Origin of the sequence: Flavobacterium frigoris (assembly GCF_900111075.1) — a bacterium.
Classification (GTDB): Bacteria; Bacteroidota; Bacteroidia; order Flavobacteriales; family Flavobacteriaceae; genus Flavobacterium; species Flavobacterium frigoris.
Genome location: NZ_FOFZ01000013.1, coordinates 61,626 through 86,000 on the forward strand (window position 1 = coordinate 61,626; position 24,375 = coordinate 86,000).

The window sequence follows — 24,375 nt, forward strand, 5'->3', positions numbered from 1 at the left end:
ATGTAGCTTTATATTTTTTTGTAAATTTTTAAAAATCTGCTCGAAGTTGGACTCCATAGAATCTAGGAGCACCACCTATAAAAGTAGGTATTCCAAAAGCGCCACCTGTATTTCCAGCATCAATAATATATTTTTTATCTAATAAATTATTCATGAAAAGAGTGATCTCATATTTCTTACCTATATTTAATCCTGTTCTCAAGTTTACAATGCCGTAGCCGTCTTGGGAAATTTTAGGTAAATTGGTTTCCTCAAAAAACACTTTAGATTTATAGGTATAAGTAGGTCTGAAAAATAATTTTAAACTGTTATTAATTTTTTGATTAAGGTTAAATCCAGCTGAAAAAGAATGTTTGGGCGTCAGTCTAAATTTATTTCCAGCAAGAGCTTGCTTGTTCCCGTTTGAATCCGTTTCGTCGAAACTAGCATCAATATAACCGTAGTTCGCAAAAAAGCTGCTGTTTTTTGTAAAGGCATATTGTGTAGCAAGTTCATAACCAAAAGAGCTAGCGCTACCGCTGTCTTCGGGTCTGGATGTTAATACACCATTTTCAAATTTAGATATGGTCGTTTGAAAATTGGAGTAATCATAAACATACGCATTGGCATCAAATTGTAGTCTATTATTTAAAAACAACGATTTGGCACCCACTTCATAAGACCAAACGGTTTCTGCCGAAAGTACATTCGTATTTGTCGAAGAAATATTGATAACGTTAGGGCGCCTACCTTTAGATGTAGTTCCAAAAAGTGATATATTTTGGTTAATATTGTAGCTCAATGCTAAACGACCTACCGCAGATAAAAAGTTTTCACTTGCTTGGATTTTGCCATTTGTAGGAAGATTTAAAATATTTGTTCCGCTACCAGGAGTTAAAAGAGCGAGGTTTGATTTTTTCTCAATATCATCTACTTCAAAACCTGCGTTGATGTTTTCCCAAGTCGTTCTTAGTCCTAATGTCAAAGATAATTTTTCTGTTAAATCATAAGATCCATCTGCAAACAAATCGCCCGAGTAGTTTTTACCATAGTTGGTAAAAGTTTCGCTATTACTATCTAATAATGGTGCTCCAGCTAGTGGGCCAAAACTATCAGGATCATTAGGAATTGTAGGTAGTAAGGTAGGAATTCCGTTAATAACTAATTTTGGTGTGTCTAAGAATAAAACGGCTAGACTTCTCTCATCAATAATAAATGGAACTTTTTGAGTACCATTTTCGTAGAAAAAATTACCACCAAAGAATCCTCTAAACTTTTTAGAGTTATCAAAATTAAAGCGTAATTCTTGGCTGAATTGTTTTCCTTTTGCTATTTCTCTAAAAAATAATGCAGGAGCAGCTGTACCGTCAGCATCAAAAGCTTCATCAGAATTAAATTGTCTGTAGGCCGTCGTTGATGTTAAATCCCAAACCGGATTAAAGTTGTGTTTTAATATACCAGTGGCACCAGATACATTTCTGTTTACGCCAAGTTCTCTTCCTCGTTCTAGATCAGCAAAGGTATTTGGATCTAAGTCTCCGCCCAAAGGAGCAAAAGTTCCACTCTTAAATGATGTTCCTGGAGGTGTGTCTTGCTGCCAATTAGCGATAACATCTAAAGTTGTTCTGTCGCTAATTAAATATTTCAATGCAGTTCTAAAGGCTAAAGTTTCTTTACCATTCAAATTTCCCCCTGAACGATTTTCGATATAACCGTCTCTTCGGTTGTAAATTCCGGCAACACGCAAAAATAATTTGTCTGCAATTAAAGGGGTATTAGCGTATCCTGTAGCTAAAAATTGATTGAAGTTTCCATACCCTAGCTTTACTGATCCTGAATTTTCATTTTTTGCTTTGTTTTGAATAATATGCATAGCTCCTATTTGAGCTCCTCGTCCAAATAAAGTTCCTTGAGGTCCTTTTAAAACTTCCACTCGTTCAATATCATATAGTTCTACAACCGAACCGCGTGATTTGCTAATAGAAACTCCATCTTGAAAAATAGAAACTCTTGGTTCAACTCTAGAGTCTCCGCTGTCACTGGTTATACCCCTTATGACTACGCCAGGATTATTTACACTCTGAATTTGAACTTGAAAACCGGGAACATATTCAGATAAAGCATCATATTCAAAAGTACCTTGATTGTTAATGAACTCACTACCATAAGAAGTAATAGCTATAGGAACTTCCTTGTTTTTCTGCTCTCTTTTTTGAGAAGTTACTATAATTCCTTCTAGCATATTAGAGCTTTCATTTAAAATAAAATCTAGAATGGTTGTATTTGATTTTATAAATATGTTTTTTTGAATGGTGTTGTATCCTAAATAAGAGACTTCTATACTGTATGTTTTTCCTTCTAATAATTTTATTTCATAGGTCCCATCAGAATCTGTTGTTGTGCCTTTGTTTGTGTTTTTAATTATAACATTCGAGCCTATTATAGGTTCGCCTTGTTCGGTTTTAATAGTGCCTTTTAGTGTTCCTGTATTTTGTGCGCTAGCGATAAGCATACCGCAAATCGATGTTAGCACCGTAATAAAAATTTTAAATTGCATTTTCGTTTTTTTAGTGATACGTTAGATTAGATTACAAATGTATTATTGGTGCTTCGAAGCACTGTTAATTCATGGTTAGTTTATAGTTATTTTTATTATGGGATAGACATAGATTTGCTTGTAAAAACGGCAGTATGGACAAGCTAACTTAGTCTGCAGAGTTATTAATGGGTAAAAAAGTGGATGCGCTGTTTAATGAGTTGAAATCGCATTACGATTATATCATTGTCGATACCGCTCCCGTGAGTTTAGTGACAGATACTATGTTAGTCGCTAAACATGCCGATTGTTTTATATATGTGGCACGTGCTAATTTTTTAGAAAAACGAATGTTGGATATCGCCAATACCTTATATAAAGAAGGAAAGCTGCCCAATATGTGTATGCTTCTTAATGATACTGATTCCACAAAAGGCTATGGCTACGGCTACGGCTACGGCCATAGTTTAAAGCAGGAGCCCTGGTATAAAAAGGTATTTAAAATGTAATCAAGAACATTTGTCTGGATACTATTAAAAAAGGCTACACAATAATTTTATTTTGTAGCCTTTTTTATGGGTGCTTCCTTTGCGAATAATCATAGCGGCAATACCTAGGTGATCGTTCCGCCCCCGATTTTGAAATGAGGGTATTTAGTAGTGAATTAGAAGGAGCATTGAAGGAATTTAGTAAAGCTAGAAACGCCGTTCTGAATTGGCATAGTGGTGTTTGTAGTTCGAAGCTATTTTAAATGGGCTAATCTGTGATTTTTATAGGAACTAACCCCTGAAATTTTGTTCCTTTGCGGTATCATTTTTAAAAACAAAGTAGTGTTTTTCTTTTCTAAAAATAAGCCAGTTTTAAAAGACCTCATACCAGAAGGTCATATCGATATTCACTCCCATTTATTACCGGGAATCGATGATGGCGCAAGAACGTTTGAAGATACCTTGCTACTTACCCAGGCGCTTCAAAGTTTTGGAGTAACACAGTTCATCACTACCCCTCATATTATTCAGCATATTTGGGAGAATACCCATGAAATAATCGTGTCCAAAAAAACAGAAACAATACAGCAGCTTAAAAATAACAACATTACAATTCCTTTTCAAGCTGCTGCAGAATACCTAATGGACGACCAATTTGTTCGGCTTTTTCAATCTCATGATTTGTTGACGCTGAAAGACAACTACGTCTTAGTAGAGATGTCATACATCAATGCGCCAATGCAGTTGTATTCTATACTTTTTGATTTACAGGTGGGGGGTTATGTTCCTGTATTAGCGCATCCGGAACGGTACTTATTTTACCACAATAATTTTAATGAGTATGTCAAACTAAAAAGAGCAGGTTGCTTGTTTCAATTGAATTTATTGTCAGTAGTGGGGTATTATGGTACTGCAGTCTCTAAAATAGCAGAACAGCTGCTGACAAAAGGAATGTACACCTATGTGGGTTCTGATGTGCATCATGACAATCATATTACTGCTTTCAATCAAAAAGTTAAACTGAAAGATGTGGCACCCTTAAAAGAAGCGATAGCCAATAATCAGTTTTTTAAGATAGAATAATCGCATGTCCTTTCTTTACGTTAGCGCTGTTTATCCATTACTTGTTTCAGGAAGTGATTTTATAAAAATGCGATGAGGTTTTTTTTTAAAATAGTATTGAAAACCGTTGTATAAAAAAAGCTTCTCATTTGAGAAGCTTTTTTTATGAATTAGAAAGTGGATATGAATTTTGTCATTTCAATAATGCTCTTTTCGTTTTTTAAAGAAAAGGAGTTGTTTTTAAAATAGAGTGCAATATCTTCTTTTTTTGTGGGGAAAAGTGTTTGAAGCTCTTTCTTGTTCTTGGGCATTGGTATTGCCGTTTTATTTTTTATACTCAAATAATATTCGTCGCTTACTCTAACATACCTTGCAGGTACAGCAGTTTGATATGAATTAACTGCTTCTTTGCCTTTTTGAAGAGTGATCTTATCTCTCCTAAATAAAGAAATATCTTTATTACTAAATAATTCCACTAAGTATCCATTCATGTATCCCTCATCTGATTTGTAATTTAAAAGTTTTATTTTTTCATTAGATTCAATAATTGTTATGGTGCTATAAGGTTCGTTTTTTATTAACGAAAAAACTTCTTTTTTTTCATTTTGAACTTCTATCATATCTGTAACTGCATCGTAACGAATCATAATTTGTTTCGAAACACCAGAAATCTCCGCAAATCTAAACTCATTGACTAGATATTCAGACCCTTCTATTTTTTGTGCTAGTTGTTTATTTAAGACATTATTTCTATATAAAGCACCAGAGCCATCTTGATCCAGATTGTCTAATACTCGTTGAGCATTCGAAGTCAATACTACAAAAGATAATAATAATGTGTTTAGCAATAATTTTTTCATAGTTTTTTATTTTTAATTATTTGGATTCATTTATCCAAGCGTCAATCTTTTTTTCTAATAAGGCCAGTGGCATTACTCCAGATTCCAACACTTTTTCATGAAATTTCTTAATATCAAATTTGGTGCCCATTTTGTCTTGTGCTCTTTTGCGCAACTCCATTATTTTCAATTGACCAATTTTATACGATAAAGCTTGTCCGGGAATCGCCATATAGCGTTCGATTTCTGTAGTAATTCCAGCTTCACTTTCGGCCTCATTTTCCATTGAAAATTGAATGGCTTGTTCTCTGGTCCATCCTTTACTATGTATTCCTGTGTCAACAACTAAGCGTACTGCTCTATGCATTTCATTTCCTAACATACCAAAATATTGATAAGGATCTTTATATAAGCCTAATTCTTTACCCAAGCTTTCTGTATATAAAGCCCAGCCTTCGCCGTAAGCGCCAAACCAATTGTATTTTCTAAAATCAGGTAATGCGTTGTTTTCTTGTTGTAAAGAGATTTGAAAATGATGCCCAGGGATTGCTTCGTGCAAAAACAAATCTTCGTCCCCATACATATTGTATTCTTTGATGTCTGGTATTGGTACATAAAACACTCCTGGGCGTGAACCGTCTGATGTTCCTTGACTGTATTCTGCACTAGCCGTTTTCTCTCTAAAGACTTCCGTTCTTCTAATTTCAAATTTTGTTTTGGGTTGTAGGGAGAACAATTTGTCTACATTTGGTTTTATTACAGCGTAGATTCTTTCAAAGTTAGCAATTACTTGCTCTGGTTTTTTGAATGGTTTTAACTCTGGTTTGTTTCTTACATAATCAAAAAATTCAAGTAAGCTACCTTTAAAACCAACCTGATTTTTTACTTTTTCCATTTCGGCATTCAATCTCGCTACTTCGTTCAATCCTAATTCATGAATTTCGTCAGGAGTCATTGTGGTTGTCGTCCATTGTTTTGCATAAGTGGCATATAGTTCTTTTCCAAAAGGCAAACTTCCTATTCCGCTGGTTGATCTTGATGCAGCCAGGTATTCGTTTTTAAGAAAAGCAGTCATTTTTTTAAACTTAGGGATCAGTTTGTCATTGATTTCCGCGGTATATTTTGCCGTTAAATCCTTTTTTGTTTCTTCAGAAAATGTCGAGGGCATTAATTTTATGGAAGAATAAAATAGATTGTCTTCAATATTAGCAGTTGGCATATCTTCGAACTGAGGAATTACTTTCACGGTTAATGATTTTGGTAATACGACTCCTTGTTCGATGCCTTTTTTCATGTAAACCATTGCCGAGTCGATCCAAACGCTATACCGATCCATTCGTTGCAGGAAATTGGTATAATCTTTTTCTGTTTTAAAAGGCTGCGCGCTAGTTCCGCCGGCATATTGCCCCATCGTTAAATGAGTTCCCCAAAACTGATGAACAGGCATTAGATTGGTAGGCTGTTTCAATAATTCTTTACCTACTTCAACTTCCCATTTTATAATTTCATAACTGTTTTTTTCTTCTGGGCTAAGTTCCGCTTCCTTTACTTTATTTAAGGCCGTTTCATATTTAGTATAGAAAGCCAATTGATCTTTTCTGAAACGGTCAGTCATCTCTAACTGTAACTGATCGTTGTATTGGTTTTGACCATTTTGAGTTGCAGCCAATGGGTCTAGTGCATTTTTATCATCAAAATAGCTTTTGGTTATGGTGCTAAAGTTTTCTTTGTCGTTTTTTGTATTATTTTCTTTTTTGCAATTCAGAAACAATAAGGAAAAAACAGGGACTAAAATAAAGACGAATGTTCTTTTCATGTAAATTGGTTATTAGGTAATTGAAGCTAATTTACTCAAAAAAAACGAATTCTTGAGGATTTGTATTTTACGTCGAAAAGGGAGTAGCTGATTTAATGGCTTTAGATGTAAAACAAAAAAAAGAGGTTGCCTTTTGTAGACAACCTCTTTGGTGGTTTTTTGAACAGTACTGTTTGATTAAAATTGGTAATTCAAACTTAGGCTTATTGTGGCTCCTTTTTTGTAAGAGAGAACATTTACATCACCAGTTGTATTTGCTTGTACTCTATTGATCGCGGGGTTTAATAGGTTTTTTGCTACTAGCCCTAATCCTAATTTTTCAGTTAGTTTAGCTTTCGAAATAAAATCTAATGAACCAAAAGCTTTGTCAATTAAGTCTCCTTTGTTGCTTGTCCCGATTGCATTGACTCTATCTGAAAAGTAAGTGTAAGCTACAGTTGTTGTAAGGTTGCTGTTGCTGCTCCATTCGTTGAAGAAAGTTAAGTCGGCATTTAACAATAAATCTGAAGCTCCTGTGAATTTTCCTTTTTTGTTTGTGAAATCAACTTGAAAATCTGTTTCTCTTTTTACTTTTTCTGAATTTAATTCTTGATTGCTATATAAATAAGAAGCGTTGATACCAGCAGAAAGTTTTTTTGCATTGTCTGAATCGATATTTAAAAGTTGTTTTCTATATTCTACTTCAGCCCCAGCAACATAACCATAGTCTCCTGTGTTTATAAACGAGATGTCATTTGAGGAAGACAATATCGTTACCTCATTCATTGGGTTTAGGATGTATTTTCCAAAAGCAGTTACCGAAATTAGCTCGTCACTTTTTGGGAACATTTCCCATTTTAAATCTAAATTATAATCATCAGATTCATATAAATCTTTATTACCTACTTTTACTTGTAATACTTCTTCGTAAATAAACGGCGCTCTTTCTTTAAATTGAGGTAAAGTATAGGTTTTGCTTAATCCTAAACGTAAATTTTGTTTGTCGTTCAATTCATATTTCATAACTAAACTGGGTAAGAAGGCCGTTTTTTCTAATTGATCTTCTCCAATTGCTCCTAGTTGTGTGTTCCATTGTACTTTTTGAGTAATTTGTTCTCCTCTAAGACCTAATACAGCAGTTAATTTTTTGAATTTGTATTCCGTGTTGGCAAATGCGGCATGAATCAATAGGTCTCCTCCGTACGTTTGTGGATCTAAAGCATTAAACACTTGAGAATTTCCTCTAAAAGTTGCTATTCTAAAATTATCGTTGTTAAAATTATCTTGATTATAAAATAAATCTAAGTTATTAGGGTCAACAATGGTATTCGTATTACCACTTGTGGCTTTAATATTGAATTGAGTAGCTTGAAATCCTCTTGATTTAATTCTTTCGTTTAGACCAAAAGTAATTTTTCCTAGGAAGTCACCATCTGCATTTTTATTAAATTTGTAATCGTATGAAGCGTTTGCAGCTAGTTCATCTTCTTTTAATTTTTGAAAGTATCTGTGGTTATCAGGAAGGGATATACTTGACAATTGGTAGCCAGTAGCTTCTTTTCTAAAAATGTTTTGTACCCTGTCTGGCATACTTGCATCAATGATGTTGTAGGAAACGCCCCAATTCAATTTAGAACGATCTCCTATTTTGTGTTCTCCTAATATTTGGTTAACCCATAAACTGTTTTTTTCATAGTTAAAACGTCGTATTAAACCGTTGCCATCATTTGCAATATCGACAATGTATCCGTAGTACTCTTCTTTTGATTGTGTTGAGGTATTGATGTATAAAGTATTGAAGCTTACTTTGTTATTGTTGTTTATTTTGTAACCAATATTAGCCATTCCGGTAGTATTCGTTTCGTATTTTAATTCATTATAGTTTTCAAAGATTTTATTGGCAATTCCATTACCGTTAACACCTGCTTTTGCGGTTCCATTATTTTTAGCTGAGAAATCGTTATTGAATGAAGCTGTTGCAAAAAAACTAAGTTTCCCTTCTGACCCTACGTCAAATGATTTTCCTCCAGAGATACTAAAAGAAGTAGCTATTGGAGTATAATCTTTCATTTGAAGAGAGCTAAAGTTGAACTGTGTAAGAGGATTGTTTGGAATTGATTTTTTTGTAAAACCCAATCCGTCAAATCCTTTTTGCAATTTAAAATTGTCTTCTGCAATTGCATTCGTGTTTACTTTAGAACCAATGTCAATTTTTAAAAATCCGTTTCCTTTGTAGTCTTTCGAAATAATATCAACGTTACCGCCTGCAAAGTCGCCATATACATTTCCGCCATATACTTTGTCAATGGAGATGTATTCAACAATGTCTGTAGAGAAAATTTCAAGGTTTAAGTTTTTCTTTTCTGGATCATTTGATGGAATTGGTAGACCATTCATCGTGGTAGAATTGTATCGGTCGCCTAGACCTCTTACAAATATATTTCCTGAACCTTCTTGTTTTGTAATACCACTAGTTTTTGTTACAGCAGTTGCGACATCACTAACCCCTTTTCTAGATAATTCTTGAGTCCCAATGCTTTGTTGAATTCCAACAGCATTTTTCTGGTCTAGTAGCAAGGCGGTTTCTTTTTGTTTATTAACAGTAGTTGTTATAACTACATCATCTAGTTTATAACTAGAAGATCCTAATGCTTTGCTTAGTGTTATTGTTTCTCCGCTTTTTACTATAATAGGAGTCTCTATAGATTCATACCCGATGAAACTAAACTGTATTATGTAATTTCCTGCTGGAGCATTAAGTGAATATTTACCGTCAATATCTGTTGTTCCGTTTATTTGTGTTCCTTTTAATAATACGTTTGCAAAAGGTAGCGTTTCGTTGTTTGAATCCTTATCAGTTAGTACTCCAGAAATAGTACCTTTAGTTTGAGAAAAAGCAAGGGTACTAATAAAAAGCGTTAAAATGAATAATTTAAGTTTCGTAGTTTGTTTAATTTTTTGCAAAGTAATGGTGTCTTTGTAAAGTTTGCGTTATTGGCAGGTTGCCATTACGTTTGTTAAATATTACTAAATAGTTACTAAATTAATTTACGGTTAATACTACTTTTTTGCTATTCATTTATTCTTATATTTACAACTGCAAACGTAAATTTGCTAAATATGAAAAAGAAACACACCAAGATTTTATTAGTTGATGACGAGCCAGATATTTTAGAAATCGTTGGTTATAATCTCACACAGGAAGGATATCAAATTTTTACGGCTACTAATGGAAAAGAAGCTATTGCTAAAGCTAAAAAGGAAGTACCGGATTTGATAATTATGGATGTGATGATGCCGGAGATGGACGGAATGGAAGCGTGTGAAAATATTAGAAAAATTCCGGAGTTAAGTAATGTGATTATTACTTTCTTGACTGCTAGAAGCGAAGATTATTCGCAAGTTGCTGGATTTGATGCCGGAGCGGATGATTATATTACAAAACCGATTAAGCCAAAATTATTAGTTAGCAAAGTAAAAGCATTGTTGCGCCGCTTAAAAGAGAGCGAGAAAGATAGTGAAACCTTAAACGTAGGCGGGATAGAAATCAATCGCGAAGAATATAAAATAGTTAAAGATAATATCGAAATTTCCTTACCTAGAAAAGAGTTTGAGTTGTTTTATTTGTTAGCCTCTAAACCAGGAAAAGTGTTTAAGCGTGATGAAATTCTGGACAAAGTTTGGGGAAATGAAGTAGTGGTAGGTGGAAGAACAATCGATGTTCATATTAGAAAGCTACGAGAAAAAATAGGCGAAGATCTTTTTAAGACTATTAAAGGGGTTGGTTATAAATTTGAAGTTTAAATTAGATATAATAAATGTTGTTTATGGAATGTAAGGCCATCCTCAAAAGGCTAAATTTTATAAGCAACGGACGTACTTAAAAATGAAAATAAGTTTTAAAAAAACCTATAAGTTTGCCGTAAAATCAGCATTATATATCAGTATTTTTTCTACAGGATTCGTGGTCTTGTTGGCTAGAAATTTATTTCAGTTTACTACAAAAGATATGTCGTGGTTTGCTGTAATATTTGGTTTTGCGATGGCAATTTTTTCGTTTATTGTCTTACAGTATCGCGTAGAACGCTTTATATACCGACGTGTAAAAAAAATCTATGACGATGTTTCATTATTAGAATCTAGTACATTCATTAATAAGCCCATTACTACTGACATGGAAACGCTGACTAGGGAAGTAAAGAAATTTGCAACCGATAAAAAGCTGGAAATCGAAATGTTGCAAGTGCGAGAAGAGTACCGCAGAGAATTTTTAGGGAATGTTTCGCATGAATTAAAAACACCTTTATTTACCGTACAAGGTTATATTTCGACTTTATTAGATGGGGCGATGGAGGATAAAGTGATTCGAAAGAAATACTTGAAACGTGCCGAAAAAGGAGTGGAACGCCTGATCTATATTGTTGAAGATTTAGATATGATCACCAAGCTGGAAGTGGGGGATCTGAATTTAGATTATTCAGAGTTTGATATTGTAGAATTGATTCAGAATGTCTTTGACTTATTAGAAATGAAGGCGGAAAAAAAGAAAATCACCCTAGCATTTGAAAACTACCACATCTTACCTAATTATGTAATAGCAGACAGAGACCGTATTCAACAAGTTATTGAAAATTTAATCGTCAATTCAATTAAATATGGAAAAACTGGCGGGACAACCGAAGTGGCTGTAGTGAATTTAACTAAGAAAAAAGTACTAGTTCGCATAAGTGATAATGGGGAAGGAATAGAGAAACAAAATATCCCAAGGCTTTTTGAACGTTTTTATCGCGTTAATAAAAGCGGCTCTCGATCAGAAGGTGGTTCTGGATTAGGATTGGCGATCGTCAAACATATCATAGAAGCACATAAAGAGAAAATTTATGTGGAAAGTGAATTTGGCATTGGCTCAGAATTTTCATTCACGCTCGAAAAGCAAACGGGGAATAAGCAGCAAAAGACTGTTTCTAGTGTTATAGAAACAGCCTTTGAACTTTAGCTAATCGCTTATGTTTTTAAATGTTCCTGCTTACTAACTACATAAGACTATGGAAAGATAAATAGGCATTCCAAATGTTATATTGAAAGCAAAGGTAATGGCTAAGGCCATAGGGAGGAAAATTCCAGGATTTGCCTTTGGAACTGCGATTTTTATGGCAGGGGGGACTGCAATGTCTTATGCACTCGAAGCTAGGGCTGCAAAAATAAATCGGTTACCCATGTCAGCTGTTATAAAATGACTAAGGTATGCAACGAGGATTCCGTTTATCAATGGGATAATGATTGCAAAGAAGAAGCTGAACCATCCACTTTTAAAAAAGTCATTTAGTTTTCTACCGCTTACAATTCCCATGTCAAGTAAAAATAGGGCTAGAAATCATTTAAACATATCTGTGGTAAAAGGCTTGATGCCTTAGACTTGTTGATCACTAGCTAAGAAACCTATAATTAAACTTCCCGTGATTAATAGCACGCTACCATTGGTAAAAGAGCGTTTAATGAGGGAATTCATCTTAGTGCTGTGTACAGTGTTTTTATTGAATAATCGAATTAAAATCACAGCAACTATAATGTATGGAGCTTCCATTAGCGCCATAACGGCAACCATATGACCGCTAAAAGTATAGTTTTACATTTCTAAGAAAGTAGGAAGTTACAAATGTAACAGCACTAACAGAGCCATAAGCTGCAGTAATGGCACCTGAATTCTCGATACTAAAATGTTTTTTAAGAATAAAAAAACTATAAAGAGGGATAATGAGTGCGATTAAAACTCCGAAGGCAACAGACCAAATGATATCAAGTGTAAAATGACTGTGAGCTAATTCTTGTCCGCCCTTAAAACCAATTGAAAAAAGAAGATAAAGTGAAATGAATTTAGAGGATTTTTCGGGAATTTCTAAATCACTTTTTAGACGAACAGCGATGAGATATCAAGTAGAAAGGATAGTAAGGCCGGATTTATGATGTTTTTAAGGATTAAATCGAAGTTCATTATTTATTTTTTTGTTGCCCTTTCGAGTCTGTCGTTAATAGTTCTTCCTAAACCATAATCAGGAAATCTTTCGGCGATAATTACATCCAGCTTTAATTGATCTAATTTGTGTAAGGCGTTGTATAAACGGGAGGCGGCTTCCTTTAAATCTCCAGTAGGGGATAAAACCTCATTTGACACTATGTGCTGATGGTGAAAATGATTTTGATAGCTTAGTAATCCTATTGTTTTGGTGCTAAATAATGCCAGTTCTGTAGTTATATTTTCTGTTAATACGGTTTTTGTTTTTGGTGCATAATGTTTTGAAAGCATGCCTGGTGCTGAAGGTGTTTCTTCATCGTGTGTTTTTATTTTTAGGATACCAATAACAGCTTCGATTTCTTCAATAGTTATGGAGCCCAATCGATATAAAACAGCTGACCCTTCCTCAAAACCAATTATTGTAGATTCTATTCCGCTCTGGCATTCGCCACCTTCTAGTATGGTTAGTGGAGAATTAGTAAAATAGTCTGCAACATGTTGTGCTTTTGTGGGGCTAATGGAGCCAAATGGATTTGCACTTGGCGCAGCCAGTGGGAAATCTAATTGTTCTAAAAGTGCTAATGCTACTGGGTGATTAGGAACCCGAACTGCGACAGTATTTTTTCCCCCAGTGACTAAATCTGGAATGGTGTTTTGTCTTTTTAATACTAAGGTCAAAGGGCCGGGCCAAAAAGCATCCGCTAATAGCAGGGCTTTTTCGGGAATTTCAGTAGCGATCTGATTCAGATCAGCAACCGATTTGATATGAACGATCAGTGGGTTGTAAAAAGGTCTTTTTTTTAATTCGAAAATCTTTTTGATTGCTTTTTCATTGAAAGCATTTCCCGCTAATCCGTAAACCGTTTCCGTGGGAATGGCCACGATATCATTTTGATTTAAAAGTGCTGCGGCATCGTGAGATGAAGTGCTGATTAAAGCCATTTTTTTTAAATTTTAAGCTATGGGTTCTAATTTTTTTGCTGGAACTAAGGATATCTGGATATTCCCTTCTATTTTAAACTGCATATCGTTTAGAAGGGAGTAAGCAATTAAATCTGAAATGTTTGCTGAAGCATTAGTGAGCAATTCAATTCTGATTTTGGAATGAGTAGATTTTTCGTTAAATCGGATCTCGTTGCTGAAATTCTCTAACTGATGGAAGTTAATTTTGCTGTTTATTAACCCCAGCAGGATCTTTTGAGCTTCTAGTGATGTGTATTGCCCCTCCACTAATTTGAATTGATAGTCTTTCTCTTTTTCCATTGTCTTTTTATGCAAATGTAGGACGGTTAAATCATGTGTTTTTATTTATATTTGTAATGTGATCTATAAAAATATTTTATGAACTATACTTTGCATCAATTGTATGTTTTTCTTAAAGTTACTCAGAATAAGAGTATTACTAAAGCGGCTGTAGAATTACATCTTACGCAGCCCGCAGTTTCTATACAATTAAAGAATTTTCAGGATCAATTTGAATTTCCATTAACGGAGGTTATCGGTAGGAAGCTGTATGTGACAGATTTTGGTAAGGAAATTGCCATTGCTGCCGAGAAAGTTTTAAATGAAGTCGAGGCGATTAACTATAAAACTTTGGCTTACAAGGGAGAACTAAGCGGGCGTTTAAAGATCTCAATTGTATCTACGGGTAAATACGTAATGCCTTATTTTCTTTCTGACTTTTTAAAATGGAATCCAGGAGTAGATTTGATTTTGGATGTCACCAATAAGAAACAAGTTTTAGAGAGTTTAGAGAATAATGAGGTTGACTTTTCTTTAGTGTCGGTTTTGCCAGATTCTATACAAATTAATACCGTAGAGTTATTGCCTAATGCACTGTATATGATGGTAAATGCGGAACAATCATTCGAAAAAAAGATTCACAAGGTGTCTATTTTAGAGAAATTAGCGGTTATTTATCGTGAGGAAGGTTCTGGAACACGTTATATAATGGAAAAGTTTATCGAAAATAATAATTTGACTGTCCCTAAGAAGGTAGAACTTACAGGAAATGAAGCAGTAAAACAAGCTGTTTTGGCTGGATTAGGGTGTTCCATTATGCCTTTAATAGGAGTGAAGAACGAGCTTAATAATGGTAGTTTGCAGATTGTACCCGTAGAAGGTTTACCAATTAAGTCGAACTGGAATTTAATTTGGTTAAAAGGCAAGAAGTTTTCGCCGGTAGCAACTGCTTATTTGGATTTCATTCAAAATGAAAAAGAAAGAATTATTGACACGTCTTTTAAATGGATTAAGGATAAAAATAGTGGTACTAGAAATGAAGAGCATAAATTTTAACGGCATTGGTAGGACTTTTTTTTTTGAATCACATATGGAATTGGAATATAAACGAACTTGATACTCTTTTTTTATATAATGTAGTTTAGCTGTTTTTCAAGATGCTTGAATAAATACAAGTGATGTAGCCGGTCTAGTCTCTGTTTTCGTGGCTATAATTAAAGAACAGTTGCCAATGGACTGTGCTTTTTCTGTTTAATATACTTATTGTACTAGGGTGTAGAAACTAAGTTTTGTCGTATTTGTAAAAAAAACTATTTGTATAAGTAGGATTTTGAATAAATAAAACAGTATACTTCTTATCTCGTGTTAAAGTATTGTTTTTGAAATAATTACGATGTTGTAGTGTCAAAAAAAGAGCGTATATTTATTTCCTAATACTAAATTAAACAAGACGAGATATGCAAACGGACTTGATTTTCTGGATTGGATTTAATGTATTTGTATTGTTGATGCTTGCTTTGGATTTAGGTGTTTTTAATCGGAAAGCACATGAGATAACTATTAAAGAAGCCTTGATTTGGACGGGAGTCTGGATAATTTTGGCAATGTGTTTTAATGGACTTATTTATTATTGGCAAGGAGAAGTAAAAGCTTTAGAGTTTCTTGCAGGCTACGTAATTGAAAAAGCATTAAGTGTAGACAATATATTTGTGTTCGTTCTAATTTTCTCTTATTTTAAAACACCAACTATTCATCAACATAAAATTTTGTTTTGGGGAATTATAGGAGCTTTGATAATGAGAGCTGCTTTTATTTTTGCTGGAGTAGCCTTACTCGAAAAATTTCATTGGACAATCTACGTTTTTGGGGCTATATTGATTTATACTGGATATAAAATGCTCACTCAAAAAGAGAAAGTAATTGAGCCAGAAAAAAATCCATTAATTAAAATTATCAGAAAAATTATTCCCGTAACAAGTGAATATCACGGGGGAGATTTTTTTATGAAACAAAATGGAAAACTATTTGCAACACCTTTGTTCTTAGTGCTAATATTAATCGAAGTTACTGATTTGATTTTTGCAGCAGATAGCATTCCCGCAATATTGGCAATTACTCAAGACCATTTCATTGTTTACACTTCAAATGTTTTTGCGATACTTGGACTACGTTCTTTGTATTTTGCACTAGCAGGAATGATAGATAAGTTTCGGTATTTGTCTAAGGGACTTGCTTTGATTCTAGTTTTCGTTGGCTTAAAAATGTTGCTAGTTGATTTCTATAAGGTACCAATACAAATTGCCTTGTTAGTAATTATTGTCATTTTGATTGTAAGTATAGTAACGTCATTAAAGTCTAGTAAAAAATTATAGGACAGCCTTTAATAGTGTTGAAATGTAAAGTGTAGTTGGCAGACAATCTTTAAATGATTTAAAATAGTTGATACAAAAACGATAAATATTTAGCTATGATGGATAAAATTCTTGTTACTACCGATTTTTCTTCTAATTCAAAAGCAGCTTGTCGCTTTGCTATTCAATTGGCACTGCAACATAAGTGTGAGTTAACTTTTTTTCATTCCTATTATATCGCAAATCTAGGTTTGATTACTGGTGAAGACCTTGTTGATTTTGAAAATAATGCAGCTCATAAAATTCAAAAGAAGCTTAATAAATTTGTCGAAATTTTATATAAAGACATCGATGAGAGTCAGTTTATTAAAAAGTGTGTGATTAAAAGTGGAGTTCTCGTAGACACTAACATCAGAGAGTATGCCCGTGAAAATAATTTTAGTTTTATATGCATTAGTACCAGAGGATCTGGAAAATTAAAAAAAATATTTGGATCAAACACTTCAAATTTAATAAGACACTCAATAGTTCCGGTTATTGCTGTGCCTTTCAATTATCGCAGTAGTGAAATAAACAAAATTATTTATGCTTCTGATCTTTTGAATTTTCAAACTGAGATGAAAAAAGTAAGTGCGTTTGCAAAGCCTTTAAAGGCGCAAATCGAAATTTTGCATTTTGAGTTCCCGACTGACGTTACAGTGAGTCCGATTAGCCTAGATGCGATGATGATGACAAATGCAGCTTTAAATGTAAAAATGCATTTCGAAAAAATTAATTTAACGGAAAGCTTGGTTTTAAATATTCAAAGGGTAATTAAGAAATCAAAGCCATCAGTGGTAATTATGTTCACGGAGCAAAGTAGAAGTTTTTTTGAGAAGATATTTCACCCCAGTAAATCGGTTAATTATTCCTTTAATGCTAAATTTCCATTGCTTGTGTTTAATAAAACATAATGTGGTAGTTCTTTTGTCAATTTAAAAGTGCCGATAGTTTATAGCTTATTGTTTTTACAGGTTATTTTTCCATTTTTATATTGTTAATAAAATGTAAAACAAAGGTTAATTTTTTAATATTTTGTTAACGTTAACTTAACCTTGCCGTTTCATCTTTGCCAAAAATATAGTAACCCATTTAACTATGAAAAAAGTTTTAATTGCACTTTTTATAATTAGTACAGTAGTACTTCAGGCGCAAGACGTTAACAAAGACGCAATTTCAAAGGAAGTCGTCCGCGTTTTGGATTCCATAAACAAAGTAAAGGCAGCTGAAGAAAAAGTAAAGCCAAAAAAAGAGTCTCAATGGTATGATAAAATCAGTATTAGAGGATATGTTCAAACCAGGTATAATGGTTTGTTTTCTTCCAATGATAAAGTGTCCTGTGAGCAATGTGATAAATCATGGGGAACCACTATGACTGGCGATGATGTAAAATCAAATAATGGTTTTTTTATAAGAAGAGCTCGAATTGTCTTTTCAGGTCAAATACATCCAAATGTATATTTCTATATTCAACCAGATTTCGCAAGTTCACCAGGAACGGGAGTTAATAATTTTGTTCAGTTACGAGATGCTTACTTCGATTTGTCATTCGATACAAAAAAGGAATTTAGAGTTAGGATAGGGCAAAGTAAAGTTCCTTTTGGTTTTGAAAACTTGCAATCGAGCCAAAACAGGTTGACTTTAGATCGTAATGATGCTTTGAATAGTGCTGTTGCAAATGAAAGAGATCTTGGTGTGTTTTTCTATTGGGCACCTAGTAAAATAAGAGCGTTTTGCTATGCTTATTAAAGATGGGTACAAAGGATCTGGAGATTATGGTGTATTTGCATTTGGAGTCTATAATGGTCAAACCGCAAATAAATCGGAAGCAAATAAAAATCTGCACGTTGTAACTAGAGTAAGCTATCCTTTTATGATAGGAAACCAAATTATTGAGCCAGGGCTTCAAGCGTATACTGGTAAATGGGCTTTTGGAAGCGAAATTTCTTCTGGAGTTTCTGTAAAAGACAAACAATATACTCTTGATCAAAGAGTAGCAGCTTCTTTTATACTTTATCCAAAACCATTTGGTGTTCAAGCTGAATATAATTTAGGTAATGGGCCTCGATATAATAAAGTTACAAATTCTGTAGAAGTATCTAATTTACAAGGAGGTTATCTTACTTTAAATTATAAATGGGATTTACCAAAGAACCAATTACTGTATCCGTTTGCTAAATTTCAATACTATGATGGTGGAAAGAAATTCGAAAAAGATGCAAGAAGTTATACAGTTAGGGATTATGAATTAGGTATCGAATGGCAACCTTATAAGGCTTTTGAGTTAACTGCAACCTGGGTTATCGCTGATAGAACTTTTGAAGACAGTGTGCTTAAGGACAACAGACAGCAAGGAAATTTATTAAGATTACAAGTTCAGTTTAATTTTTAGTACTATATAACGATATAAGTTGAAAACCATCATGTATTTTTAAAGAGTATTTGATGGTTTTTTTATTTCTTACGTTAAAAAGTTGTAAATTAGACTTAAGTATCTAAAAATTAATAGTTTATAGCATTACGTCGCTTTAATTTATCGTTTTGTTAACCTTTCCATAACCTTAAAAGGTTTTGTTAACATTAATTTTGCGCTGCAATAACATAACAATAACTAATTATTAAAATGAAAAATATTTTTTTGAGTATCGTGCTAATGTTTACTTTGATAACAATGGCGCAAGAGCAAAAAGTAAATAACGAAGTACCTGTAAAAAATTCAGAACTAAACCAATATCTGAGCGCATCGAAAAAACTAGGTTTTACAGAGAAAGATAGTCTGTTTCAGGTCAACATTGGTTTTAGAGTTCAAAGTAGAGCCGGTTTTCAAAAAACAGATGGTGAAACTGGGGTGATAGAAGGAGAGATTAGAAGAATGAGATTGAAGTTGGATGGTTTTATTTACAATCCAAAATTTGGGTATAAAGTGGAACTTGGTTTTTCGGCTAGAGATTTAGGAGTGATTAAGCAAGGAGAGAATGAAAATGTTATTTTAGATGGAGTTCTTTTTTATAAACCAACAAAGAGTTGGACAATTGCTTTTGGTCAAACTAAGTTGCCAGGAAACAATCAACGCGTGATTTCGTCAGGATCTTTAGAATTTACAGATAGAACCATCAATAATGCTAAATTTAATATTGATCGTGATTTTGGGGTGTTTTTTGATTATGCAAAGGAGAATCCAAATCGTTTTGCTTACGCTTTAAAAGGGGCTATTACTAAAGGAGAAGGAAGAAATTGGACGAAAACGAATGACGACGGTATTGCTTTAACTGGTAAAGTAGAGTTGTTTCCTCTAGGTTCATTTACAAAACATGGTTCGCTTTCTGAAGGAGATTTAGTAAGGGAGAAAACACCTAAGTTGATGATTTCTGGTGCTTTTAACCAAAATAATAATTCTCGAAGATCACAAGGAGAATTAGGAAGTGATTTGTTTGAGGCTAGAACTCTTAAGTCATTGTTTTTTGATGCGATGTTGAAGTATAATGGTTGGACAGGTAGTGCCGCTTATATGTCAAGAATGGCAGATAATCCTATTACAGTGAATTCTTTAGATCCCACAAAAACACAGGCGGTTTTTGTAGGTAATGGAGTCGATACTCAATTGAGTTATGTTTTTCCTTCAAACTATCAAGTTGCTTGTAGGTTTTCTACGCAAAAAGTAGATAGCGAAATACATTCTTTCACTCCTGATACTAATGAGTACGCCGTGAGTCTTTCAAAATATATTATGGGACATAAGTTAAAAGTACAAACAGAATTTTCTTATGAAGACAACAAGTATATTTCTGGAGATACAACAGGAAGTTGGTATGTTCGTTGTCAAGTAGAGATCGGTATCTAAGGAGCACTTTTTTTAACTGGATTTCAATTTCTAAAAGCGTAAAAAATAAATATTGCATAATAATAGCTTAACGCGGAGTTAACATTCAATTTGTACTTTTGCAAAAAATTAATAAAACCTAATAAAAAATAAAATGAAAACATCTAAATTATTTTTAATCTTACCTTTAATAGGTATGTTGAGTTGTGGTAAAGCAAAAACCGAAGATAAAGGAACAGAAGCTGCTACTACTGAAGTCTCTGTAACAATCAAAGGAAGCGATACTGTTTTGCCTTTGGCACAAAAAGAAGCTGAAGAATTAATGAAAACAAACTCTGGCGTAAGTATTACTGTTGTAGGTGGTGGTTCAGGTGTTGGTATTACTGCATTGATTGACGGTACTACTGATATCGCAATGGCTTCAAGAGACTTGAAGACTGAAGAAAAAATGAAATTTGTTGATGAAAAAGTTGATATTGAAGAAGTTATAATTGCATATGATGCATTAACAGTAATTGTTAATCCAGCAAATACCGTTTCTAAATTAACTCGTGAGCAGTTAGAGAAAATCTTTACAGGAGCAATCAAAAACTGGAAAGAAGTTGGTGGTGCTGACGAAAAAATCGTTGCTTATTCAAGAGAATCTTCATCTGGAACTTATGAGTTCTTTAAAGAAGAAGTTATGGACAAGAAAAACTACGCTACAGATATTTTGAACTTACCTGCAACTGGTGCAATCGTTCAAGCAGTAGGTCAAACTAAAGGAGCTATTGGTTATATCGGATTAGCATATGAAACTAAAGAAGTAAAACAATTGGCTGTGTCTTATGACCAAGGAAAAACTTTCATTGAGCCTTCTGTAGAAAGCGCTAAAGATAAAACATATCCAATATCTAGACCATTGTTCTACATGTACGACAAGAAAAATGCTGCTAAAGTAAAAACAATTGTTGATTTTGCGCTTTCTGCTGAAGGACAAAAAATTGTTTCGGAAATAGGTTATGTTCCGTTGAATTAATAAAGGTTAATTTTATGGATACGGAAAAGGTTGTCTCATTGGGGCAACCTTTTTTATTTGTAAGTTTGTCGTAGTTTTATAATCCCAATACTCGCTTAACATTAAGTTAACATAAGGTTAACGATGGGAACACATTCGGCGTGTTTGCCTGATGTAATTTTGCTAAAAATAAAAAACACTCTTTTGAAAACAAATTTTAAACAGATTAAAGAGAAGGTGATTGAATCTATTTTAATGTTAAGTAGCGCCGCTACTAGTATTACAGTAGTTTTAATTGTCTTTTTTCTATTTATAGAAGGTGCTGGGGTTTTTACTAAAAAACCTATAGACAAGGGGTTTTTATTGGCGGTAAATGAGTCAAATCCAGTAGGTAAATTAGAGCCGTCCCAAATAAAAGATATTTTTGATCAAAAAATTATAAATTGGAGTGAGCTTGGTGGGAAAGACGAGCCTATCGTTTTGTTTAGAACTGGAGATATAACGGATTATTATACAGAGGAAGAGCTTGGGGAGAATTTTGTTAACTTCCCTGACAAAATAAATGAGCTTATCGCTAAAACACCTGGAATCATAGCGTTTTTTTCAGATAAGTATGTGAATAAAGAGTTTAAAGGAAAGGAAGTAGATATAAATAAAATTAGCGTTTATAAATTCTTATCTGGTGAAGAATGGTTTCCTACTGCTGAACCTGTGGCTCAAATGGGTGTTAAACCATTAATTTATGGTACATTATGGGTGAGTTTAGGAGCTATTCTATTGGCTTTGCCTATTGCTTTGGCAGCAGCCATCTACTTAAGTGAAATCGCAAAGAAGAGAACACGTAATTTATTAAAACCCCTTATCGAACTTTTGGCGGGAATTCCGTCCGTTGTTTATGGTTTTTTTGGATTAGTGGTTATAGTACCCTTAATTCAAAGTGTTTTTAATCTACCGGTAGGTGAAACAGCATTGGCGGGAAGTGTAGTGCTTGCAATTATGGCTCTGCCTACGATTATCACTATTTCAGAGGATGCGATGCGTAACACGCCACGTGCGATGAAAGAAGCTAGTTTGGCTTTAGGTGCATCTCATTGGCAAACGATTTATAAAGTGGTAATTCCCTATTCTGCATCTGGGATAACTGCTGGTGCAATTTTAGGAATTGGTCGGGCTATTGGTGAAACCATGGCTGTATTGATGGTAACTGGAAATGCTGCGGTAATACCTCATTCGTTTTTAGCGCCTATTCGAACAATTCCGGCTACTATTGCAGCGGAGTTAGGTGAAGCTCCAAACGGAGGTTTGCATTATGAAGCTTTATTCGCATTGGGTTGTATTCTATTCATAATTACTTTTGGAATCAATATGTTAGTAGAATTAGTGACCAATAGAAACTCCCATAAAAAACACTAATATGAGTATTGAAAATAATTTAGCAAAGAAAAAAAGAAGAAGTCAAAAAATTGCCTTTGGGCTTTTTACAGCTACAAGCTATGCCATAGTAGCACTTCTATTTGTAATATTAGCCTTTATAGTAACGAAAGGGATTGGTGTTATAAGCTGGGAATTCATCAGCGCGATGCCAAAAAACGGGATGACCGAAGGCGGTATTTTTCCTGCCATTGTTGGAACGCTTTGTTTGGTTTTGGCAAGTATGGTATTTGCGTTTCCTATAGGTGTACTAGCGGCTATTTATATGAACGAATATGTAAAGGACGGCTGGCCTAAAAAAATAATTAAGCAAATGACAAATAATCTTGCGGGAGTTCCATCCATCGTATTTGGACTTTTCGGGATGTCATTATTTGTAAATAAGTTGGAATTTGGAGATTCGATATTAGCGGGTGGATTGACATTGGGTTTGTTAGTGCTTCCGGTTATCATTCGAACAACAGAGGAATCATTAAAAGCAGTAGATGACACCTTTAGACAAGCAAGTTTTGGGTTGGGAGCAAGTAAATGGGAAACGACAAGTAAAATTGTATTTCCAATCGCATTTCCTAATATCGTTACGGGATTAATATTATCCGTAGGAAGGGTTTCTGGAGAGACTGCGCCTATTTTATTTACTGTTGCGGCTTATTTTTTACCTAAATTGCCTACTTCTATCTTTGATCAGGCGATGGCATTGCCTTATCATTTATATGTAATTGCAACTAGTGGTACTGATATTGAAAAATCAAGAGCAATGGCTTATGGTACAGCGCTTATATTAATTATTATTGTATTAATTTCTAATTTATTGGCGAATGCACTTCGTAAATATTATGGAAAAAAAGTAAAAATGAATTAATACCGTTTGCTAATTCATACTAGTCTAATGATCTCAGGCATCGGTAGGATTAAATGAATTATACAATTGTATTACAGCGGAATAATTAGATTTAAAATAAAAATATAACATGCATAAAATAGAATCAAATAACGTAAATTTTTACTACGGGGAAAATCATGCTTTGCGTGATATTTCTTTGTCAATGAAAGAAAATACGGTTACAGCATTAATTGGACCATCAGGGTGTGGTAAGTCAACTTACCTTCGTTTATTAAATAGAATGAATGACCTTATAGACGGTACTAAAATGACTGGAAGTATTGTTATTGATGGAGCAGATATTTACGAAAAAAACACAAATGTGGATAATTTGCGTAAAAATGTTGGAATGGTTTTTCAAAAACCAAATCCTTTTCCAAAGACTATATTTGAAAATGTAGCCTATGGATTGAGAGTTAATGGGATTACTGACAAAAATGAAATTGAAGAACGTGTCGTTACGACGATTGAACAAGTGGCACTTTGGGATGAGGTAAAAGACAAACTGAAAAAATCAGCTTTTGAACTTTCTGGAGGACAACAGCAAAGGTTATGTATCGCTCGTGCTCTAGCAATAAAGCCTTCTATATTGTTGATGGATGAACCTACATCGGCTTTAGATCCAATTTCCACTTCAAAAATTGAAGAACTGATTTATGAGCTAAAAAATAAGTATACCATTGTTATCGTTACGCATAATATGCAACAAGCTGGTCGTGTGAGTGATACTACCGCTTTTTTCTACATGGGCGAGTTGATTGAGTACGATAAAACAAAAACTATTTTTACAAAACCGGCTATAAAGCAAACAGAAGATTATATAACAGGAAGATTCGGATAAGAATGATTTTGATTTGTATTCAAAATCTATTAACTTTAAATCTTCAAATCTTTAGAAAA

At 33.8% G+C, this 24,375-nt stretch carries 20 protein-coding genes and 2 pseudogenes; 14 read left to right on the forward strand and 8 right to left on the reverse strand.

Translation table 11 applies throughout. The features are described 5' to 3' along the window. Positions 1–28: 28 nt before the first annotated feature. On the reverse strand, positions 29–2,536 hold the full coding sequence (locus tag BMW63_RS14570; RefSeq protein WP_074724203.1) for a TonB-dependent receptor: 2,508 nt from the start codon (positions 2,534–2,536) through the stop codon (positions 29–31). Between the two features lie 155 nt (positions 2,537–2,691). Between BMW63_RS14570 and BMW63_RS14575 the strand changes: the two are divergent. Both BMW63_RS14575 and BMW63_RS14580 read left to right on the forward strand, forming a co-directional pair. Further along, positions 2,692–3,024, forward strand: a pseudogene (locus tag BMW63_RS14575) (tyrosine-protein kinase family protein); the annotation flags it as partial. 321 nt (positions 3,025–3,345) lie between these two features. Beyond that, a complete protein-coding gene (locus BMW63_RS14580) occupies positions 3,346–4,086 on the forward strand; it encodes a tyrosine-protein phosphatase (RefSeq protein ID WP_074724224.1) in 741 nt (246 codons plus the stop codon). A 149-nt stretch (positions 4,087–4,235) separates the two neighbouring features. On the opposite strand, the gene BMW63_RS14585 is transcribed toward BMW63_RS14580, so the two are convergent. The 3 genes from BMW63_RS14585 to BMW63_RS14595 form a co-directional block, all read right to left on the reverse strand. Further along, positions 4,236–4,925, reverse strand: a complete 690-nt coding sequence (locus BMW63_RS14585; protein ID WP_074724204.1) for a hypothetical protein — start codon at positions 4,923–4,925, stop codon at positions 4,236–4,238. A 16-nt stretch (positions 4,926–4,941) separates the two neighbouring features. Continuing rightward, a complete protein-coding gene (locus BMW63_RS14590; protein ID WP_074724205.1) occupies positions 4,942–6,720 on the reverse strand; it encodes a DUF885 domain-containing protein in 1,779 nt (592 codons plus the stop codon). A 177-nt stretch (positions 6,721–6,897) separates the two neighbouring features. After that, positions 6,898–9,663, reverse strand: coding sequence for a TonB-dependent receptor (locus BMW63_RS14595; RefSeq protein WP_245744980.1), 2,766 nt, complete (start codon positions 9,661–9,663; stop codon positions 6,898–6,900). Between the two features lie 156 nt (positions 9,664–9,819). On the opposite strand from BMW63_RS14595, the gene BMW63_RS14600 reads away from it, so the two are divergent. Both BMW63_RS14600 and BMW63_RS14605 read left to right on the forward strand, forming a co-directional pair. Continuing rightward, positions 9,820–10,503, forward strand: coding sequence for a response regulator transcription factor (locus tag BMW63_RS14600; RefSeq protein WP_074724206.1), 684 nt, complete (start codon positions 9,820–9,822; stop codon positions 10,501–10,503). 82 nt (positions 10,504–10,585) lie between these two features. Then, positions 10,586–11,695: a sensor histidine kinase gene (locus BMW63_RS14605; protein ID WP_074724207.1), complete on the forward strand. Its 1,110-nt coding sequence runs from the start codon at positions 10,586–10,588 to the stop codon at positions 11,693–11,695. A 33-nt stretch (positions 11,696–11,728) separates the two neighbouring features. On the opposite strand, the pseudogene BMW63_RS18705 reads toward BMW63_RS14605, so the two are convergent. The 4 genes and pseudogenes from BMW63_RS18705 to BMW63_RS14620 form a co-directional block, all read right to left on the reverse strand. After that, positions 11,729–12,304: pseudogene (locus BMW63_RS18705) on the reverse strand (sodium-dependent bicarbonate transport family permease). Between the two features lie 7 nt (positions 12,305–12,311). Then, a complete protein-coding gene (locus BMW63_RS18710) occupies positions 12,312–12,623 on the reverse strand; it encodes a sodium-dependent bicarbonate transport family permease (protein WP_394333766.1) in 312 nt (103 codons plus the stop codon). Positions 12,624–12,694: 71 nt separating this feature from the next. After that, positions 12,695–13,654, reverse strand: coding sequence for an L-threonylcarbamoyladenylate synthase (locus tag BMW63_RS14615; protein WP_074724208.1), 960 nt, complete (start codon positions 13,652–13,654; stop codon positions 12,695–12,697). Positions 13,655–13,666: 12 nt separating this feature from the next. After that, on the reverse strand, positions 13,667–13,975 hold the full coding sequence (locus BMW63_RS14620) for a hypothetical protein (protein WP_074724209.1): 309 nt from the start codon (positions 13,973–13,975) through the stop codon (positions 13,667–13,669). Positions 13,976–14,053: 78 nt separating this feature from the next. Between BMW63_RS14620 and BMW63_RS14625 the strand changes: the two genes are divergently transcribed. The 10 genes from BMW63_RS14625 (at position 14,054) to pstB (ending at position 24,316) form a co-directional block, all read left to right on the forward strand. Further along, positions 14,054–15,010 (forward strand): LysR substrate-binding domain-containing protein, encoded by a 957-nt coding sequence (locus BMW63_RS14625; RefSeq protein WP_074724210.1) that lies wholly within the window; start codon positions 14,054–14,056, stop codon positions 15,008–15,010. Between the two features lie 401 nt (positions 15,011–15,411). After that, positions 15,412–16,326, forward strand: coding sequence for a TerC family protein (locus tag BMW63_RS14630; protein WP_074724211.1), 915 nt, complete (start codon positions 15,412–15,414; stop codon positions 16,324–16,326). A 95-nt stretch (positions 16,327–16,421) separates the two neighbouring features. Further along, on the forward strand, positions 16,422–17,258 hold the full coding sequence (locus BMW63_RS14635; RefSeq protein WP_074724212.1) for a universal stress protein: 837 nt from the start codon (positions 16,422–16,424) through the stop codon (positions 17,256–17,258). Positions 17,259–17,442: 184 nt separating this feature from the next. Beyond that, positions 17,443–18,093 (forward strand): porin, encoded by a 651-nt coding sequence (locus BMW63_RS18565; protein ID WP_262488785.1) that lies wholly within the window; start codon positions 17,443–17,445, stop codon positions 18,091–18,093. After that, positions 18,083–18,736 carry an OprO/OprP family phosphate-selective porin gene (locus BMW63_RS18570; protein ID WP_262488786.1) on the forward strand — a complete coding sequence of 218 codons (654 nt, stop codon included), beginning with the start codon at positions 18,083–18,085 and terminating at the stop codon, positions 18,734–18,736. Before BMW63_RS18565 ends, BMW63_RS18570 begins: the two co-directional genes overlap by 11 nt. Before the next feature lie 231 nt (positions 18,737–18,967). Next, entirely contained in the window at positions 18,968–20,185 is a 1,218-nt protein-coding gene (locus BMW63_RS14645) for a porin (protein ID WP_074724213.1), read from the forward strand. A 133-nt stretch (positions 20,186–20,318) separates the two neighbouring features. Further along, entirely contained in the window at positions 20,319–21,182 is an 864-nt protein-coding gene (locus tag BMW63_RS14650; RefSeq protein ID WP_074724214.1) for a PstS family phosphate ABC transporter substrate-binding protein, read from the forward strand. 183 nt (positions 21,183–21,365) lie between these two features. Continuing rightward, complete coding sequence (gene pstC, locus BMW63_RS14655) at positions 21,366–22,574, forward strand: phosphate ABC transporter permease subunit PstC (protein WP_245744982.1); 1,209 nt, start codon at positions 21,366–21,368, stop codon at positions 22,572–22,574. Position 22,575: 1 nt separating this feature from the next. After that, the gene (gene pstA, locus BMW63_RS14660) at positions 22,576–23,454 is read left to right on the forward strand and encodes a phosphate ABC transporter permease PstA (RefSeq protein WP_074724215.1); all 879 of its coding nucleotides are present in this window, start codon (positions 22,576–22,578) and stop codon (positions 23,452–23,454) included. Between the two features lie 109 nt (positions 23,455–23,563). Further along, positions 23,564–24,316 carry a phosphate ABC transporter ATP-binding protein PstB gene (gene pstB, locus BMW63_RS14665; RefSeq protein ID WP_074724216.1) on the forward strand — a complete coding sequence of 251 codons (753 nt, stop codon included), beginning with the start codon at positions 23,564–23,566 and terminating at the stop codon, positions 24,314–24,316. Positions 24,317–24,375 lie beyond the last annotated feature (59 nt).

Coding starts and splice junctions, on each gene's coding strand:
- BMW63_RS14650 (WP_074724214.1), top strand. CDS start 20,319: ATGAAAACATCTAAATTATTTTTAATCTTACCTTTAATAGGTATGTTG.
- BMW63_RS14585 (WP_074724204.1), bottom strand. CDS start 4,925: ATGAAAAAATTATTGCTAAACACATTATTATTATCTTTTGTAGTATTG.
- BMW63_RS14635 (WP_074724212.1), top strand. CDS start 16,422: ATGATGGATAAAATTCTTGTTACTACCGATTTTTCTTCTAATTCAAAA.
- BMW63_RS14600 (WP_074724206.1), top strand. CDS start 9,820: ATGAAAAAGAAACACACCAAGATTTTATTAGTTGATGACGAGCCAGAT.
- BMW63_RS14630 (WP_074724211.1), top strand. CDS start 15,412: ATGCAAACGGACTTGATTTTCTGGATTGGATTTAATGTATTTGTATTG.
- BMW63_RS18570 (WP_262488786.1), top strand. CDS start 18,083: ATGCTTATTAAAGATGGGTACAAAGGATCTGGAGATTATGGTGTATTT.
- pstB (WP_074724216.1), top strand. CDS start 23,564: ATGCATAAAATAGAATCAAATAACGTAAATTTTTACTACGGGGAAAAT.
- pstA (WP_074724215.1), top strand. CDS start 22,576: ATGAGTATTGAAAATAATTTAGCAAAGAAAAAAAGAAGAAGTCAAAAA.
- BMW63_RS14625 (WP_074724210.1), top strand. CDS start 14,054: ATGAACTATACTTTGCATCAATTGTATGTTTTTCTTAAAGTTACTCAG.
- BMW63_RS14645 (WP_074724213.1), top strand. CDS start 18,968: ATGAAAAATATTTTTTTGAGTATCGTGCTAATGTTTACTTTGATAACA.
- BMW63_RS14590 (WP_074724205.1), bottom strand. CDS start 6,720: ATGAAAAGAACATTCGTCTTTATTTTAGTCCCTGTTTTTTCCTTATTG.
- BMW63_RS18565 (WP_262488785.1), top strand. CDS start 17,443: ATGAAAAAAGTTTTAATTGCACTTTTTATAATTAGTACAGTAGTACTT.
- BMW63_RS14615 (WP_074724208.1), bottom strand. CDS start 13,654: ATGGCTTTAATCAGCACTTCATCTCACGATGCCGCAGCACTTTTAAAT.
- BMW63_RS14570 (WP_074724203.1), bottom strand. CDS start 2,536: ATGCAATTTAAAATTTTTATTACGGTGCTAACATCGATTTGCGGTATG.
- BMW63_RS14605 (WP_074724207.1), top strand. CDS start 10,586: ATGAAAATAAGTTTTAAAAAAACCTATAAGTTTGCCGTAAAATCAGCA.
- BMW63_RS14620 (WP_074724209.1), bottom strand. CDS start 13,975: ATGGAAAAAGAGAAAGACTATCAATTCAAATTAGTGGAGGGGCAATAC.